Annotated in this window: 19 protein-coding genes; 13 read left to right on the forward strand and 6 right to left on the reverse strand. The window is 35.4% G+C overall.

Annotated elements, in window-relative coordinates; genetic code table 11:
• Nucleotides 1-93: 93 nt before the first annotated feature.
• Nucleotides 94-444: a hypothetical protein gene (locus QFZ87_RS17675; protein ID WP_309864084.1), complete on the forward strand. Its 351-nt coding sequence runs from the start codon at nucleotides 94-96 to the stop codon at nucleotides 442-444.
• On the opposite strand, the gene QFZ87_RS17680 is transcribed toward QFZ87_RS17675, so the two are convergent.
• The 3 genes from QFZ87_RS17680 to QFZ87_RS17690 form a co-directional block, all read right to left on the reverse strand.
• On the reverse strand, nucleotides 441-1,070 hold the full coding sequence (locus QFZ87_RS17680) for a TVP38/TMEM64 family protein (RefSeq protein WP_309864087.1): 630 nt from the start codon (nucleotides 1,068-1,070) through the stop codon (nucleotides 441-443). The two genes, QFZ87_RS17675 and QFZ87_RS17680, sit on opposite strands and share 4 nt — an antisense overlap.
• Before the next feature lie 34 nt (nucleotides 1,071-1,104).
• Entirely contained in the window at nucleotides 1,105-2,526 is a 1,422-nt protein-coding gene (locus QFZ87_RS17685; protein WP_309864090.1) for a PAS domain-containing sensor histidine kinase, read from the reverse strand.
• Nucleotides 2,527-2,673: 147 nt separating this feature from the next.
• Nucleotides 2,674-3,447 carry a C40 family peptidase gene (locus QFZ87_RS17690; RefSeq protein ID WP_309864093.1) on the reverse strand — a complete coding sequence of 258 codons (774 nt, stop codon included), beginning with the start codon at nucleotides 3,445-3,447 and terminating at the stop codon, nucleotides 2,674-2,676.
• Nucleotides 3,448-3,741: 294 nt separating this feature from the next.
• Here QFZ87_RS17690 and QFZ87_RS17695 point away from each other — a divergent pair, with 294 nt between their 5' ends.
• The 3 genes from QFZ87_RS17695 to corA all read left to right on the forward strand — a co-directional run bounded on the left by QFZ87_RS17695 (nucleotide 3,742) and on the right by corA (nucleotide 7,338).
• Nucleotides 3,742-4,896, forward strand: coding sequence for a TIGR04053 family radical SAM/SPASM domain-containing protein (locus QFZ87_RS17695; RefSeq protein WP_309867959.1), 1,155 nt, complete (start codon nucleotides 3,742-3,744; stop codon nucleotides 4,894-4,896).
• Nucleotides 4,897-5,025: 129 nt separating this feature from the next.
• Nucleotides 5,026-6,321 (forward strand): hypothetical protein, encoded by a 1,296-nt coding sequence (locus QFZ87_RS17700; RefSeq protein WP_309864097.1) that lies wholly within the window; start codon nucleotides 5,026-5,028, stop codon nucleotides 6,319-6,321.
• A 66-nt stretch (nucleotides 6,322-6,387) separates the two neighbouring features.
• Entirely contained in the window at nucleotides 6,388-7,338 is a 951-nt protein-coding gene (corA, locus tag QFZ87_RS17705) for a magnesium/cobalt transporter CorA (protein ID WP_309864100.1), read from the forward strand.
• 49 nt (nucleotides 7,339-7,387) lie between these two features.
• Here corA and QFZ87_RS17710 read toward each other — a convergent pair whose 3' ends face one another.
• Complete coding sequence (locus QFZ87_RS17710; protein WP_309864103.1) at nucleotides 7,388-7,699, reverse strand: hypothetical protein; 312 nt, start codon at nucleotides 7,697-7,699, stop codon at nucleotides 7,388-7,390.
• Between the two features lie 202 nt (nucleotides 7,700-7,901).
• On the opposite strand from QFZ87_RS17710, the gene QFZ87_RS17715 reads away from it, so the two are divergent.
• From QFZ87_RS17715 to QFZ87_RS17750, 8 genes are all read left to right on the forward strand, one after another.
• The gene (locus tag QFZ87_RS17715; RefSeq protein WP_309864105.1) at nucleotides 7,902-8,951 is read left to right on the forward strand and encodes a M42 family metallopeptidase; all 1,050 of its coding nucleotides are present in this window, start codon (nucleotides 7,902-7,904) and stop codon (nucleotides 8,949-8,951) included.
• A gap of 166 nt (nucleotides 8,952-9,117) precedes the next feature.
• Nucleotides 9,118-9,267: a teichoic acid D-Ala incorporation-associated protein DltX gene (dltX, locus tag QFZ87_RS17720; RefSeq protein ID WP_309864110.1), complete on the forward strand. Its 150-nt coding sequence runs from the start codon at nucleotides 9,118-9,120 to the stop codon at nucleotides 9,265-9,267.
• 17 nt (nucleotides 9,268-9,284) lie between these two features.
• Nucleotides 9,285-10,802 (forward strand): D-alanine--poly(phosphoribitol) ligase subunit DltA, encoded by a 1,518-nt coding sequence (gene dltA / locus QFZ87_RS17725; RefSeq protein WP_309864112.1) that lies wholly within the window; start codon nucleotides 9,285-9,287, stop codon nucleotides 10,800-10,802.
• A complete protein-coding gene (gene dltB, locus QFZ87_RS17730; protein WP_309864115.1) occupies nucleotides 10,799-11,965 on the forward strand; it encodes a D-alanyl-lipoteichoic acid biosynthesis protein DltB in 1,167 nt (388 codons plus the stop codon). The genes dltA and dltB overlap by 4 nt, the downstream gene beginning before the upstream one ends.
• A 5-nt stretch (nucleotides 11,966-11,970) precedes the next feature.
• Nucleotides 11,971-12,222: a D-alanine--poly(phosphoribitol) ligase subunit 2 gene (gene dltC / locus QFZ87_RS17735; RefSeq protein WP_309864120.1), complete on the forward strand. Its 252-nt coding sequence runs from the start codon at nucleotides 11,971-11,973 to the stop codon at nucleotides 12,220-12,222.
• Nucleotides 12,219-13,418 carry a D-alanyl-lipoteichoic acid biosynthesis protein DltD gene (gene dltD / locus QFZ87_RS17740; RefSeq protein WP_309864123.1) on the forward strand — a complete coding sequence of 400 codons (1,200 nt, stop codon included), beginning with the start codon at nucleotides 12,219-12,221 and terminating at the stop codon, nucleotides 13,416-13,418. Before dltC ends, dltD begins: the two co-directional genes overlap by 4 nt.
• Before the next feature lie 109 nt (nucleotides 13,419-13,527).
• Complete coding sequence (locus QFZ87_RS17745) at nucleotides 13,528-14,034, forward strand: hypothetical protein (protein WP_309864126.1); 507 nt, start codon at nucleotides 13,528-13,530, stop codon at nucleotides 14,032-14,034.
• A gap of 79 nt (nucleotides 14,035-14,113) precedes the next feature.
• Nucleotides 14,114-14,329: a twin-arginine translocase TatA/TatE family subunit gene (locus tag QFZ87_RS17750; protein WP_309864130.1), complete on the forward strand. Its 216-nt coding sequence runs from the start codon at nucleotides 14,114-14,116 to the stop codon at nucleotides 14,327-14,329.
• Nucleotides 14,330-14,373: 44 nt separating this feature from the next.
• Here the strand turns inward: QFZ87_RS17750 and QFZ87_RS17755 are convergent, their stop codons facing one another.
• Entirely contained in the window at nucleotides 14,374-14,499 is a 126-nt protein-coding gene (locus tag QFZ87_RS17755; RefSeq protein WP_309864132.1) for a hypothetical protein, read from the reverse strand.
• On the reverse strand, nucleotides 14,496-15,053 hold the full coding sequence (locus tag QFZ87_RS17760; protein ID WP_309864135.1) for a hypothetical protein: 558 nt from the start codon (nucleotides 15,051-15,053) through the stop codon (nucleotides 14,496-14,498). The genes QFZ87_RS17755 and QFZ87_RS17760 overlap by 4 nt, the downstream gene beginning before the upstream one ends.
• A gap of 280 nt (nucleotides 15,054-15,333) precedes the next feature.
• Here QFZ87_RS17760 and QFZ87_RS17765 point away from each other — a divergent pair, with 280 nt between their 5' ends.
• Nucleotides 15,334-16,557, forward strand: coding sequence for an NAD(P)/FAD-dependent oxidoreductase (locus tag QFZ87_RS17765; protein WP_309864138.1), 1,224 nt, complete (start codon nucleotides 15,334-15,336; stop codon nucleotides 16,555-16,557).
• Nucleotides 16,558-16,577 lie beyond the last annotated feature (20 nt).

Genomic DNA, 16,577 nt, shown 5'->3' on the forward strand with positions numbered 1-16,577 from the left:
ACCTTTCTACTCATGTATTCGTGAAACAAGTATACTTCTCACTCAAGCTGTCAATAACATTACCAAGTACAGTATACGGAGAGGTGGAAATGAATGAAGGGAATTTATTTTGTTAATAATCGAATTTGTATCAATGGACTATCAAAAGAAGAAAGTGTTGACCTCCAGGAACAGTCAATTAGAAATTTCATGGCAGAGCATAATATTCAAAATACAAAACTCAATCCTTACCAATTAAATGAATATTATACGGTACCACATGCACTTTTATATGATCTCAAAAATCATCAACATAGTTTTGATTGTTTCATTCATTATTCGTTACATGCAATGGAGGATTTTATTTATTCATACCCTGCAAAATGGCTTATCTTAAAAAGCTTTTTTAAAGAAGTCATCATTGTTGAAGAGCAACATGATCTGACAATCAAAAAAGTTATCTAATCAATAGATTTTTTCACTGATTTACGATAAACGTATAAAAAGTTAACTAACAAAATAAAAAGTAAGTAAATTCCATATAGACCAAATGAAAAAAGCTTATTACTACTAAATGTAGATCCTGCAAAGGCCAAAATAAGAGTGTTAGGAAGTTTTCCAATGGCTGACGCAACAAAAAACGGAAGCCAATGGACCTGACTTAGTCCACAAATAATTGTAATAACAGGTGCAGGAATAATAGGAATTAATCGACTGGTTAAGATCGCTAGAAAGGAATTTCTCAACAGGAATTCCTCGTATTCTTTTACTTTTTGGTACTTTTCGAGCTTTTTTTGTGCTACATCCCTAAACCCATATCTGCTTAAGTAAAAAAGAATCAAAGTACCAGCCATTGCTCCAGATAAGGATATCACTGTACCCATTGGAGCTCCAAAGACAGCTCCAATTCCTCCTGCTAAAATCGGATAAGGAATGACCGGAAAGAACACACAAATAACTACAAGGAGCATACTTATAAAAACAGATAGTGTTCCTCCCTGTTTGACTAATAGAAGCAATTCTTCCTTCCAGATGAATCCACTCATGATAATCAATAGAATAATACTAATACTACTAATTTTTTTTGCCATTGATTACTCCATTCATTTTGATTTATTTAATTAATTAATTAATTAAGTAAGGTAACCAAATCGTTACTGTGGTACCTTCACCATCAATACTTTTAATATTGATTTTTCCATTGTGGCTTTCTATAATACGATAGCTTGTCATTAATCCAAGACCTGTGCCTTTTTCTTTAGTAGAATAGAAAGGCTCCCCAAGCTTAGATAGTCTTTCCTGTGGAATTCCACACCCGTTATCAACTACTTGCACTATAACTCCTGTTTTGTCTTTTGAAATATTTACTTCGATTCGTCCCTGCTCAGTTATTGCATCTAGGGCATTTTGAATGACATTCATGAATACCTGCTTGAGTGAATTCGGATCCCCTTCTATTGCAGGAATGAAATCACTGGAAAAGAAATTTAGTTCTTTATTCATCATAAGTGCTTCTGTCTGTAAAAGTTGCACTATTTGTTTCACAACATCATTAATTTGAACAAAGGTCGTTTTTTCTGTATGGGGCTTGGCCATTGTTAAAAACTCTGAAATTATACTCTCCACCCGTTTTAATTCATCTAAGATTACCTTTAGGTATATCGGGTTGATTTCATTTTCAGAATGTAACAGTTGCATAAAACCTTTGATTGGTGTTAAAGGATTACGAATTTCATGAGCTACTGCAGCAGCCATTTGCCCAACAACTGCCAACTTTTCAGATTTTCGTAACATTTCGTTTGTTTCCATTCGTTGCTGGATATCTCGAGAAACGGAAACGATTTCTTTCGGTTCACCACTCTCGTTATCAGATAAGGTTTTAGTAGTTGATTCAATCCAAATATAGGAACCATCCTTTTTCCTGCATCGATATGTAATTAATTGCGAATCTTGATTGGCTGAAAGACGGTACTGCCTCCTCATTTCATCACGATCATCTGGATGGATAAATTGACTAGGACTTTTACCAATTAATTCGAAAGGTTCGTAGCCTAAAACCGTTTTTACTGATGGAGATACGTAGAGATAAGTAAAATCTACTTTGTGTAACATAATCATATCTGAAGAGTGCTCTGCAAGAAGACGATATTTCTTCTCACGATGTCTAAGTGCCATCTCCATCTGTTTTTTCTCTGTAATATCAAGAACTTGCCCTAATAAAAATTCCTCACCAGTAGATTGTTCTCGAACTCTTGATACATTTAAAATACCTGTTTTAATATCTCCTAACTTATGAATAAATCTTTTTTCAAGCTTATACTCATCTCTAATGCCGCTTAAAATCCCTCCAAATAATTGAGCATCCTTTGGCAAATCCTCTGGATGTGAGAAGGATTCAATTGTAAGTTCAGAGATTTCATCCATCGAGTAACCTAAAAAATTACAAAAAGCCGGATTGTATTGCATTTTTGATAAATCTATTGAAGCAATTACTTGTGGAATTCTAGATTGATAAAAAACCTCATGATATAGAGTTAAATTAAACATCAAAACCCCCAAAAGAGTGACATCCGTCAAAAATATTCTTCATTAGTATAAAGCTAATTCCACTTTTCTTAAAGTATTACTATTCAGAAATTTCATGTAAAAAAAAAGCCTTTTATCAATTGATAAAAAACTTTTTTCCATATTCTATTAAAATGCTGTTCTTGCACCAAGATATCTAGGTTTCCAGTATGAATTTGTCATATCAGCGATGGAAACGCCAGAAGACCCCGCTTGGATAAACTTATTGTCCCCTAGATAAATTCCAACATGTGTGGGACCAGGTGCATATGTCTCAAAAAAAACAAGATCTCCAGGCATTGGGGTACTAATCACTTTTAAACCAGACCATTGTGTTGCCGCTGTTCTTGGAATGGTTATTCCAACTTTATTAAACACATAACTAGTATATCCACTGCAGTCGAAACCTGCAGGCGTCATGCCGCCCCATAAATACGGTGTGCCGATATATTTTTTTGCTTCAGAAATAACCAAATCAGCTTTAGACACAGTAGTTTCAGGTTTTTGTTCCGATATTGGTGCCAGGGAAACCTTTAATACTTGTCCGATATAGATAGTATCTGAAGTTAAGTTATTAATAGATTTTAGTTGCGCGATTGATAGTTGAAAGCGGGTACTTATGCCCCAAAGAGAGTCACCTTTCTGGACTGTATAGGTGGTTGTGGCTGTTTCATGGCTATGTGGTGCCAGTAATGAGAGTTTTTGATTTACATAGATTGTATCACTAGTAAGGTGATTCCAAGCTTTTAAATCAGCAATCGATACTTGATTACTTTGCGAGATTTTCCAGAGGGTATCACCCGATTGTACGGTATAAATATTTTCATGTGCACTTGCATTCCCACCAAAAGAAGTTAACAAGATGCCGGCAGTTGTGACTACTGTCAGTAGATGTTTTTTCATGGATGGCTGCTCTCCCTTAAGTTATTTTGCCTCTCTATCATAAAGGAGAATAAGATTGGTATAAATCCCAAAGATATGGTTTACATGGAAGAAAATTCACTTACTGGAAAAATAATCAATTTTTATGAAGAATAAACAAACAAACGTAATGTAGAAATATTGTAACAAACCTTTCATCCATGGTGAGATATCAAAACTATAATAAACCTATAGAAACACTTTTTATGTTTTATAAAATAATTATGAATCTTGGTGATGAAGATGCAAGGAATTGGAAAAGGACATCCTCATGGCATGGGACACCCTCATGGACATGGAATGCAGAATGGTATTGATTATGACAAAAACCCTTTTATTGTTATTTGGGAAGTGACAAGAGCTTGTCAGCTTAAGTGTGTTCATTGTCGGGCCGACGCACAGCTTACGGCAGACCCAAGAGAATTGTCACACGAAGAAGGAATCCATTTAATTGATCAAATTTACGAGATGGATAATCCTATGCTTGTGTTCACAGGCGGTGACTGCATGATGCGAGAGGATTTATTCGAACTTGCTGATTATGCAGTAAAAAAAGGAATGCGTGTATCCATGACACCAAGTGCCACTGCTAATGTAACGAAAGAGAAAATGGAGCGTGCAAAGGAAGTCGGGCTATCACGTTGGGGCTTTAGTCTTGATGGACCAACACCTGAAATACATGACCATTTCCGAGGAACTCCTGGTTCTTTCGATTTAACTGTCGAAAAAATTAAATATCTAAACGAATTAGAAATGCCATTGCAAATCAATACTGTCATCTCCCGTTACAACTATGATTCACTTGAACAAATGTCAAAATTAGTAGCTGATCTAGGTGCGGTTATGTGGTACATATTCTTACTAGTGCCAACTGGAAGAGGCCAAATGGATGCTTGTATTTCTCCAGCTGAACATGAAAAAGTCTTCCGCTGGCTGTACGAATTAAGTAAAACTGCCCCATATGATATCAAAACAACTGCTGCACAGCACTATCGCAGAGTCGTCTTGCAGCAAAAAAACCGTGATCAATTAATTGATAAAGGTGAAATCCATTACGAAGATTCTATTACTACAGATTTTGCCTCTATGCATGATGGATTAAAGCGTGCGCCGAAGGGTGTGAATGATGGAAATGGCTTTGCATTTGTGTCACACATTGGAGATGTCATGCCTAGTGGCCTACTCCCAATTGTAGGTGGAAACATTCGCGAAACACCACTGGCTGAAATCTATCGAGAATCAAAAGTATTTAAAGAATTACGCCAACCTGATAATTATAAGGGTAAGTGTGGTGTTTGTGAGTATAATAAGATTTGCGGCGGGTCTCGTTCTAGGACCTATGCTGTAACAGGTGATTATATGGAAAGTGAGCCATTCTGCGTTTACATTCCACAATCCATGCGTAATAAAGAGACAGCTCCAATGGCATAATTCCGAGGCATTCCATATAATGGAATGCCTTTTTACCTATCTGTTTACTGGTTAAGTTTCATTCTTTTTGGGTAACTTGTTTTTAGGAATCTTTAATTTGAAAGGATCAATTCCATGCAGAACACCTATATGAAAGAAAAACAAGTTACTACAGCCCTCTTTCAATTCATCTTCCCCATTTCATGGAAGGCCAGTAGTAGTCAAGAGTTGGTTGATTATTTACAAACTCATGATTTTGCGTCGTTTCAATTAAATGATTTCAATAAAGAAACGGCCTATTATGGCAGATACAATGTTTCCCATAGCGATTTGGAAGCTTTTTTCCTTCCTATAACGAATACGATTCTATTCCCAAAAACTACTCAACCAAAAGGGCTTCACAGGTACTCTAAAAATCTCAACCTTCATGCTTCTATGAACATTTTGACTACACAAATCCCTTTTCAGATTCACTCGGTTGATGTTTTTATTTGTCCCTATGAACTTGGTTTTATAACGATACGAGCTGAAATAAACCATTTACCTTTTTCTCAAGTACTTGAGTTTGCTAATCATTTTAGATTTCTTGATTCCATTCCTACGGTTAAGCAAACAACTGAAATTTCATTTAACGAGAAAACGTACTCATCTGTAGGAGATTTTGTGTTTTCAACTTTAATTCCACCCTTACAGAAATTTTTGTGTAAAAAAACAGTTTCGCTACTGACGCCTAATAAAATGTATGTTCATTCGTTTGTTTCTTATCAGGAGGAAGAAGTTAGAATTCCTATGACTTTTGATGAATTAAGCTTTTCAATTTTTTCAAATGACAAACAAATCGAGAACAATCGGTTGATTAGCCAATATTATGGACCATACTATTATTCCGTGATCATCAATCTATTTCATCAATTGGTCTTTTTAAAAATTGCTAAAACGTATTCGGAAATAAATATTGATGAGGCAACCAACGAATTTGAACGGCTCAATTATATGATCAACTCTTTTACTTCTAATTACTATTTCAATATTTTTCCTGCACAAAACAAAGGTCAAGAACTCTTTAAGCAATTAAGAAATAGTTTTCAAATAGATCATTTATACACCAATACAAAAGAAACTCTTTTTAGCCTTTTTAAATATGAAGAAAATATCATTACAAAAAGAGACAGTTTATTACTATTAGTCTTAACCTTATATACGGTTGTTTGTGGCATATTCAGTATGAACCTCTTTACCCATGATTTAAAAGGGACGATTCATTGGGATCATTTCAAGTCATATAATCCTTTCGAATATTTTACTGTTTTTATTGTATTTAGTGGAATCATTACAGTGTTTTTTCTTGGGCTGCAAAGTCTGTATCAAGGATTGAAGAAGCGAAGAAGCCGTCAAAGATGGGTTCGAGAAAGTGTCTTAATAAATAAAAAAGATAAACTTTATTGATTAATGCTGTTTTTTGTAACCCTATCCTTTATATTGTAGGTAGTATGTTATCAATAAGGAGATTGTATGATTAGAACCATTGCAGTAACCAATAGCTATGAAATTGTTAGAGACATTGACATCTCTCAGCTCGTCAACGGAGATTATCAATGGTATTGGATTGATTTTCATGAACCGACAAATGAAGAAATCGAATTTCTAAGAACCCCTCTTTCTTTCCATCCGCTTGCCATTGAGGATTGTATTCATCAATTGCAAAGACCAAAGCTAGACTATTATGAAAACTATACTTTTTTTGTCACGCAAGCATTAAATCAACAAACCATAACGAAGGAAGAGGTTGATATCTTTCTTGGTGAAAGGTATATAATTACTTTTCATCACAACCCATCCACTGAAATTGATGAGGTATGGAGAAGGTTAACTCTTTCAACAAGCATTGAGAAATGGGATCCTTCCCATGTTTTATACTATGTACTTGATAAAATGGTCGATAACTATTTTCCACTCGTCTATCAAATAGAAGATATGTTAAATGAAATTGATGAGAATTCGAAAAAAAGAACAATGGAAGAATTATTAGAAGTTTTATTTGATACAAGACACCATCTTCTTTCTTTAAGGCATACGATTACACCTATGCGGGATCTTATCTATAGAATCTTAAACTCTCAGAGGGTGACTTATATAAGAGGAAGAAACGAATACTTTTCAGATATTCATGACCATTTGCTAAAATTAACTGAAATGATTGAAGCCAATCGAGAATTAACGACAGATATCCGTGATAGCTATATTTCAATTAATTCTCATCAGACGAATCATGTCATGAAGGTCCTTACCGTAATAACAACCATTTTCATGCCGCTTACTTTTATTGCTGGCTTGTATGGCATGAATTTTCACTATATGCCTGAATTAACTTGGAAATACGGCTATTTTGCCACTCTCCTTGTAATGGTACTTGTGGGAATTGGAATGTCCATTTGGTTCAATAAAAAAGGATGGTTCAAATAAATACCATCCCAACAAAAAAGCGAGCGACTTTTCAGTCGTTCGCTTTTTTCTATTTCCATTCTTCATATGCCACGGTTCCACCGGTTAAGTCAATGGTATTTCGTTCTCCCTTATAATAAGTCTTTCCATTTCTCTCATAAATTAAATTGTCATACGTATATACCTTTTGACCGTTTGGCAGCTCTATTACGACCTTCTGCCCTAAATTCTCTGATGGTGCTTCTATTTTTATCGAATTTTGATCATAATAGTGAAAGAAAATAAAACCTGCGGCAAGAATCAAGCTCATTAGAATGAAAAAGAATAGACCCTTCCAAGAAAATTGCTTTGGCTTTTGGTTATACAGTTCAACTCTGGTCAACTTTTTCTCCTCCGTTAATTTTCCTAGTCGAATAAATCTTTACATTTATACCCACTTTTTCATTTCCTAACTCCTAGGAAAAAATGAATACATGTTACTCTATGCAACCACTTAAAAAATATTGCCTTCATACTGGGATTAAATACATCATTTTCTAAATTTATGTATAATAAGAATGAAGATTCTGAAAGGAGCAAGTTCAATGACAAATACATATACAGAGGACACATTACATTTAATCAAAGAGCTAGTTTCCATCCCAAGTCCCTCTGGTAATACGAATGAAGTGATTACCTTTGTTGAAAAATTTCTTGCCGAGTTACAAATTACTACTTATAGAAACCGCAAAGGCGGTCTAATTGCTACAATTGACGGGAAAGATTCCAGCAAGCATCGTATGCTTACAGCACATGTTGATACACTTGGTGCGATGGTAAAGGAAATTAAATCAGATGGGAGATTAAAAATTGATTTAATTGGCGGATTTAAATATAACTCGATAGAAGGCGAATATTGCCAAATTGAAACAAGCAGAGGGAAGAAATTTACTGGCACTATTTTAATGCATCAAACATCCGTCCATGTGTATAAGGATGCTGGAAAAGCAGAACGAAATCAGGATAATATGGAAATTCGTATTGATGAAAAAGTCACTAATGCAGAGGAAGTTCGTGCCCTTGGAATTGAAGTCGGTGACTTCGTCTCATTTGACCCACGTGTAGAAATAACTCCAAGCGGTTATATTAAATCGCGCCATTTGGATGATAAAGCAAGTGTTGGCATTCTTCTTCAATTAATCAAGCAAATTAAAAAGGAAAACTTAACTTTACCGTATACCACTCATTTTCTGATCTCAAATAATGAGGAAATCGGATATGGAGGCAACTCCAATATTACACCTGAAACGGTAGAATACTTAGCAGTGGATATGGGCGCTATGGGAGACGGACAATCAACCGATGAATATACCGTGTCCATATGTGTGAAGGATGCAAGCGGTCCCTATCATTATGAAATGAGAAAAAACTTAATTCGTCTAGCACAGGAGAATAATATTGGGTACAAACTTGATATTTATCCGTATTATGGTTCAGATGCATCAGCTGCAATCCGCTCTGGTCATGATATTGTCCATGGCTTAATTGGTCCTGGAATTGATTCATCTCACGCTTTTGAACGTACACATCAATCATCCATCGAAAATACAGCAAAGCTTCTCTACCATTACGTGCAATCCGAATTAGTTCTATAAAATGGTTACAGGGAAAGGCCAAGTGTTCACCACTTGGCCTTTTTTCTATCGAATTTTCTAATTTAATAATGAAAAATTAATAATATCCTCATCTTGTTTTAATGTTTAAAAAGGCAATTCGCATTATGATAAGTGAGTTCAAATTTTTCAATGGGGTTGAACCACCATGTTCAATAAATTTAAAGTTATCTTTTCAAATCAGAAGCTTAGATGGTTTGGACGCTTTGTCTATTATTTTCTAATTCTACTTTTATTATTTTTCATGTATGGATTTAATGACGCAAGCGCCGGCACCTATATTTACAATGATTTTTAATAGGAGGCAGCTCTACCATGAAACTTTTACATCACATTAGAAACATTGCACATATACAGCCAACCAGTATTGCTTATATTACACCAAACCAGGAAATCACCTATGGAGAACTTTGGGATCAATCTGAGCGGGTTGCTGCCTTCATAAAAAAACAAACAATAGAAAAGCAATTACCCATCCTAATATACGGTCATATGGATGTATCCTTAGTTGTCTCATTTTTGGGAAGTGTAAAAGCAGGGCATCCCTATATCCCGGTGGATATATCCATCCCGCCTGAGAGAATTAATCATATCCTCACAAGTGCGAAACCAGGGTTAATCATTAATACAACAAATCAACTACTACCTTGTAATGACTGCAATGTCAGTACTATAGCATTTGAACAGATTCTGGTTGACCTTCCAACATCGGGGCCAGTAGATCCATCGAATTGGGTTAAAGGAAACGATAATTTTTATATCATTTACACATCCGGGAGTACGGGAACTCCTAAAGGTGTTCAAATATCCGCTAATAACTTACAAAGCTTTTTAGATTGGATGGTTGAGGATTTTCCAATTAACGGCCAGATAAGATTCTTGAACCAAGCACCCTATTCCTTTGATCTTTCTGTTATGGACCTGTATCCTGCTCTTATGACTGGAGGAACACTTTTTGCCGTTACAAAAGAAATGATTGAGAAACCAAAGTTCCTTTTTGAGGAATTGCGACACTCGAATGCTCAAGTTTGGACGTCTACTCCTTCTTTTGCACAAATGTGTCTGATGGATCCATCTTTTAATGAAGAGCTCCTTCCCGAACTTTCAGTTTTTTTATTTTGCGGAGAAGTGCTACCTCATGGAATCTGTCAGCAACTGATGACTCGTTTTCCGCGTGCCAAGTGTTTTAACACGTACGGACCGACTGAAGCGACTGTAGCTGTCACATCCATTGAGATATCCAACGATATCATTAAGGACTGTCCTACACTTCCTATTGGGAAGCCAAAGAAAGATACGCAGATTTTACTTCTGGATGAGAATGGCAACCTTGTGTCCAATGGTGAAAAAGGTGAAATAATTATTGTAGGGCCAGGTGTCAGCAAGGGATATTTGGGTCAACCAGAGCTAACTGATAAAGCATTTTTCACCTATAAAGGTGAACAAGCCTATCGAACAGGTGATGCAGGTTTGATGGATTCTAGTGGGCATCTTTTTTATCAAGGGCGAATCGATTTTCAAATTAAACTTCATGGCTATCGAATGGAATTGGAAGAAATCGAATATCAGCTTTCACAATCACCATTTGTCCAGTCAGCACTTGTAATTCCGATAGAATCTGGGGATAAGATTGAGTACTTACTAGCAGCTATCATTCCGGCAAAACACACCTTTGAAAAAGAATACCAATTAACAAGCGCCATAAAAAAAGATTTAAGCAGAATGATTCCTGCTTATATGATACCGAGGAAATTTACTTATTTTAATGAACTTCCGATGACGGCAAATGGAAAAATGGATCGAAAAAGAATAAAGGAACTGGTTTTGCTATGACACCCTATGGCTCCTTTACTTTCTTTTTCATCGTCGCCATCCTGTTAACACCAACGATTGTACTAGGGTTACTTGGGAAAAGATTTTATCACTATAATTTGCTGGTCACAATTATTGGCTTAAGTCTCGTTTTTGCATCCAATTTACAAGGTACGATTGCAATAATCCTATTTATCATTTGGCAGATTATCTTAATATATGGGTATATTCACTATAGAAGGAAGGCAAATGGAGCTATCATTTTTTATGTGGCTGTTTTCCTTTCTATCCTTCCATTAGTCCTGTCCAAACTGATGCCATACTTTTCACAAGTTAATTGGATTGGTTTTCTTGGTATTTCTTATTTAACGTTTAAAGGCACTCAGTTAATTATGGAAACTAGGGACGGTCTCATTAAAAAGGTTCCACCCCTCTTCCAATTGTTATATTTTTTATTATTTTTTCCTACCATCTCATCTGGTCCCATTGACAGATATCGTCGATTTGAAAAAGATGTGCAAAGGGAGATACAAGGAGACGAATATAAAGTCCTTTTATATGAGGGAATCAACAAAATTTTCCTGGGCTTTTTATATAAATATATAATTGGCTATTCTATTAACCACTTTTTTATCGCTAATCTAAGATTTATTGCACATAGTCAGTTTCAGCATCATCTTTACTATATGTATGCGTATAGCTTTTATCTCTTTTTTGATTTTGCAGGCTACAGTGCATTTGCCATTGGTGTTAGTTATTTGATGGGAATTAAATCCCCTGAAAACTTCAATAGGCCCTTTATTAGTAGAAATATCAAAGACTTTTGGAATCGTTGGCACCTAAGTCTTTCATTTTGGTTCCGAGATTATGTGTATATGCGTTTTGTTTTTTGGATGACCAAGAAAAAGTGGATTAAAAATCGAAATGTTGTTTCCAACCTAGGTTACATCCTTTTATTCATGATTATGGGTGTCTGGCATGGTTTAGAAATTCAATATATTCTCTATGGAATATATCACGCCTTACTAATGGTCTTATACAATTCGTTTGAGCAGTTTAATAAAAAACATAAATGGTGGCCGCAAAATAAATTCACTCATATATTGGCCATTGTCATTACCTTCCATTTCGTTTGTTTTGGTTTTTATCTTTTTTCTGGACAACTATTTAAAGAAGGAGTCTAAATATCATGAGTATAGAATTGGTCGAATTTAAAAATGAAGTTATTGAAATCTTAGCAGAAGTTTGTCAAGATGAGGTTGTTAAGGAAAACCCCGACGTTGATCTATTTCAATCCGGTCTATTAGATTCATTCGGAACAGTTGAATTGCTAATCCAAATAGAAGAACGTCTAGGTATTCTTGTACCCATTTCTGAGTTTGATCGGGACCTTTGGAATACACCGAACAATATTGCTTTACAGCTGGCTGATATGAAATGAATAAACCGCTTTTCGCACCATTAATCCTAGCTTTCATTTTCTTGATAATTTTGGTTCTCATACCGAATCAGGTCATAGAATCGATGATACCGAAATCTAGAATCAATCAAGCGGCAACAGACTTAAACCCTTTTATGTTTCAAGGGAAGTATGTTCAACAAAAGATGCTAGAGGACCCTCATTTCTTACCTATTTATGGGTCCTCTGAGCTTGCTAGGTTGGATAGATTTCATCCATCCAACTATTTTAAAGAGACAAATGCCGATTTCACACCTTTTCTCATTGGAAGAGGGGGAACTGAATCGTTAATACACCTATTAAATTTCTCTGAACATACTAAACAATTAAAAGGGAAAAAAATCGTTTTCGTTTTGTCACCACAATGGTTTCAGCCGAACGGGACTGACGAATCACACTTTGTTCCAAACTATTCCGCGTTACAAGGATACGACTTTGCTTTTAACAAAAATATTGATCCAGTGATTAAAAAGAAAGCAATTAAACGATTATTAACTTTTTCACCAATTGAAAATGATCCTATTCTTTCAACCATCTATAAAGCAGAACTATCAAAGAACCCGTGGGTGAAACGGAAAGCTACATTTGTGCGCCCTTTTGGATATGCTTATCGAGATTTGCTAGAAAAGAAGGATCTTTATTATACGTTAGCGGGCGGTATTCACCGAAACCGAGATTTTTCTTCTAAAGTAAAAAATAAATCTTGGGGGGAATTAGCGTCCTTAGCAGTCCAGTTTGGTGAAAAAAAATCGACAAACAATCACTTTTATATAGCAAATAACCAGTACAGTAAAATAAAAAAAATGGTCCCGTCATTGAAGGATAAAAAACAAGGTTCCACTTATGGAGAATCCCCAGAGTATGAGGATTTTCAATTAGTGCTCGATGTGCTTAAAGAAAATGGTGCTCAACCATTGTTTATCTCCGTTCCTGTGAACGGAAAATGGTATGACTACACTGGTTTTCCCAAAGAGGGACGTATCTCCTATTACCAGCGGATAAAAAATCAAATTGAGTCTGAAGGATTTCAAGTAGCGGACTTTTCCAATCATGAATATGACCCTTACTTTATGAAGGATACAATTCACATCGGTTGGAAAGGCTGGGTATATACGGATCATGCGATAATTGATTTTTATAGAAAAGATAAAGCAAACAATGAGGTTGTTCAAAAATAGTAGTCACCTATTAAGGAAGGTTGTGATTCCCATAAAAGAACATTCTATTTCAGCTAAAAAAAATACTTTTCTATCAAGGAAAATACCTAATTCCAAGGAACGCAAATTATTGATCAGCTTTTTACTGTTATCATTCATCTTAGTTTTAACTGGATTACTGTATATCTCGATTAACCACCAAGAGCTAATGAGCCAAGACTTTCGCCACTATAAAGGGACATTTAAACAGTTGGGTTCTATTTCAAGAATTGGCTTTTTTGTAGCTTTAGCCATTTATCCTGTCTTTTGGGTATTAAAGCAAAAGCAATTAAAGACACTTCAGTTGGGACAAATTCAAATCAGGCCACTTGTTCAGTCTATTGCAAAGATTGTCCGAAAATGGCATGTACCAGTCGGTCTTTTATCTGCAGGTATAGTGTTTCTACACAGTTTCTTAGCACTTATACGAGGCTTTAAGGTGAACTTTACTTATCTATCAGGAATGGGAGCTGTTATTGTCCTTTTGTTCCTAATGGTAATGGGAATAAACCGGTTTAAACGAACAGATCAGAATTGGCATTTAAAGCTAGCCATTGCATTTTTAGTTTTATTTATGCTTCACGCTACATTCGCTTAGTCTATCTACTAGTACTATTTAAAATATAACGTTATAATATTGATTAGAATGATTACAACTCATCAATGGGAGTGAAATAATGTTTTCTAATATTGGTTTTCCTGGATTAATTTTAATCTTAATTGTTGCCTTAGTCATTTTTGGACCAAACAAATTGCCAGAAATTGGACGTGCTTTTGGTAAGTCAATCCGTGAATTTAAAAAAGCAACTGAAGGCATTGCGGATGATATAAAAGAAGAAATTAAAGAAGAAATCAAAGAAGTAAAACAAGATAAAATCGACCTAAACAAATAAAACACCCCCCATTCCCTATAGACTCACAGGGAATGGGGAGTGTTTTATTTTCTAGACTTTTCTGCAAAGGCTTGAAGTTGTTCTTTTAAGATCTTTCGTGATTTTTCATTTCTTAAAATGAAAGCAGCTCCTAAACCGAGTGTTGCCATCATTAATTTTTTATTACTCATTTTGTCAGCATCTCATTCATTTTCTGATTATGCTGCTTGTATTGTTCTAAAAGTTGGTTAAGGAGATTGGCCGCTTGCTGATTGTCCTTTTTCTCTACAGCCAATCGTAGTTCATGGAAGGTTTTCCAGTGACCCATGACTTTACCATCGTGTGCCTTTTGGATAAACTCCTCTTTCGTTATTTTACCTTGATCGAATTGCTTTTTAAGTTCTTCCATTTTGGCCATTCTCTCTTTTTTCCACTGCTCACGCTTTGCCGCATTTTCAGGACTCATCCATTTGTTACGGAGTACCTTTTTCTCTTCTAACACTTTGGTCCATTCTGCTTTTTTATTAGGAGTATATTGATCTACCCAAGCTAACAGTTTTTGTTCTTTTTCTGCCATATGAGCTTGCCAATCTTTATGCATCATGTGATGATGGTGCTTACCTCCATCTTGACAATCACAAGGTGCTTTTTCTCCATGATCCCTTTGTTCAAGATGATTAGCAAAAGCTAATCCTGGCAATGCAAACAATAAACTCATTGCCAAAAGTAACATTCTTACTTTCATATGATACACCTTCCAGTTCTTATTTTTATATTTATTTAATCAATTTGTGGCACGTGGTTATCTTTCCCAATTTATCAAAAAAAATTTACCATTTTGACAAAATTTTAGAGGATAAAATACTTGTGCTATCTTACAATTTATCGTATTCTATGAATATAGAAGGTTTGTGAAATATTTCACATAAAAGGAGCTATTAGCTCTCATTTTTTAAAGTTTTTATGTGAAATACTTCACATTTTAGACCGAAAGTATTCTTTATAGAAAAACGGGAGTGATGATAATGAAAAGACCCAAAATCGTTATTTTAGGTGCAGGATACGGTGGCATTATTACGAGTAAGAAACTTGAGAAGTTGCTAAAATCAGGCGAAGCAGATGTAACTTTAATAAATAAGCATGATTATCACTATATAACAACACAATTACACAAAACAGGTGTCGGTACCGCTGCTGATAAACAAATTGCCATGTCTATTCCTGAACTAATTGATCCGGCTAAAACCTATTTTAAAAAGGGAACTGTGTCCTCAATCGATATTAATACCCAGGAAGTACACCTCGAAGGTGGCGATACTGTAGAGTATGATTACTTATTAATTGCACTTGGCTTTGAAGTTGAGACCTTCGGAATTCCTGGAATAAAAGAACATGCATTTGAGATTCGAAGCTTTAGAAGTTCAAAAGCAATATATAATCAAATTATTAAACAACTAAACCTTTATAAAGAAGATCTTGATCCTGCACGCCTAACCTTTGTTGTTGCAGGTGGTGGATTTACAGGAGTTGAAATGCTTGGTGAACTTGCAGAAGGTCTTCCAAAGCTTTGTAAACAATACGAGGTGCCCTTTGAAAAGGTAAAAATTGTGGCAATAGAAGCTGCACCTTCCGTCATTCCCTTCTTCCCTAAAGAATCAATTGAGTATACAACTGAAGTGTTAGAAAAACAAAATGTTGAATTATTAACAGGAATGAAAATTTTAGAGTACACTCCCGAAAAGGTTTACCTTGAGAACGGTATGGAAATCCCAACAAAAACGTTAATCTGGTCTTGCGGGGTAAAAGGAAATACCATTATTCAAAAATGTGGTTTACCAATGATGAAAGGCAAACTTCCGGTAGACCGCTATTTACGGGTTGAGAATATGAAAAACATCTTTAGTATAGGTGATTGCTCATTATTCATGAAGGATGAAAAATCTTCTTTACCGCCCACTGCTCAGGTGGCTTTACAACAAGCGGATGTTTGTGCAGAAAATATAGTTGCTACACTTCGTGGCAGTGAATTAAAAGCATTTGAATACCATCACAAAGGCTCTGTTGCCTCAATTGGAAACTGGGCAGCAGTAGGAAAGGTCGGAAACTTCCGTCTATCTGGATTATTCGCTGCATTTATGAAACAGGTTATTGAGGCTCGTTACCTTTTTAACCTAGGTGGTCCTTCTTTAATTATTAAACAACATGTTGGTGTCAGTCATGAACCTGTAAAAGTAACTGTTAAACAGTAATACCAGGCAATACGTATTGA

The organism is Bacillus sp. SLBN-46, assembly GCF_031453555.1.
In the GTDB taxonomy this organism is placed as follows: Bacteria; Bacillota; Bacilli; order Bacillales; family Cytobacillaceae; genus Neobacillus.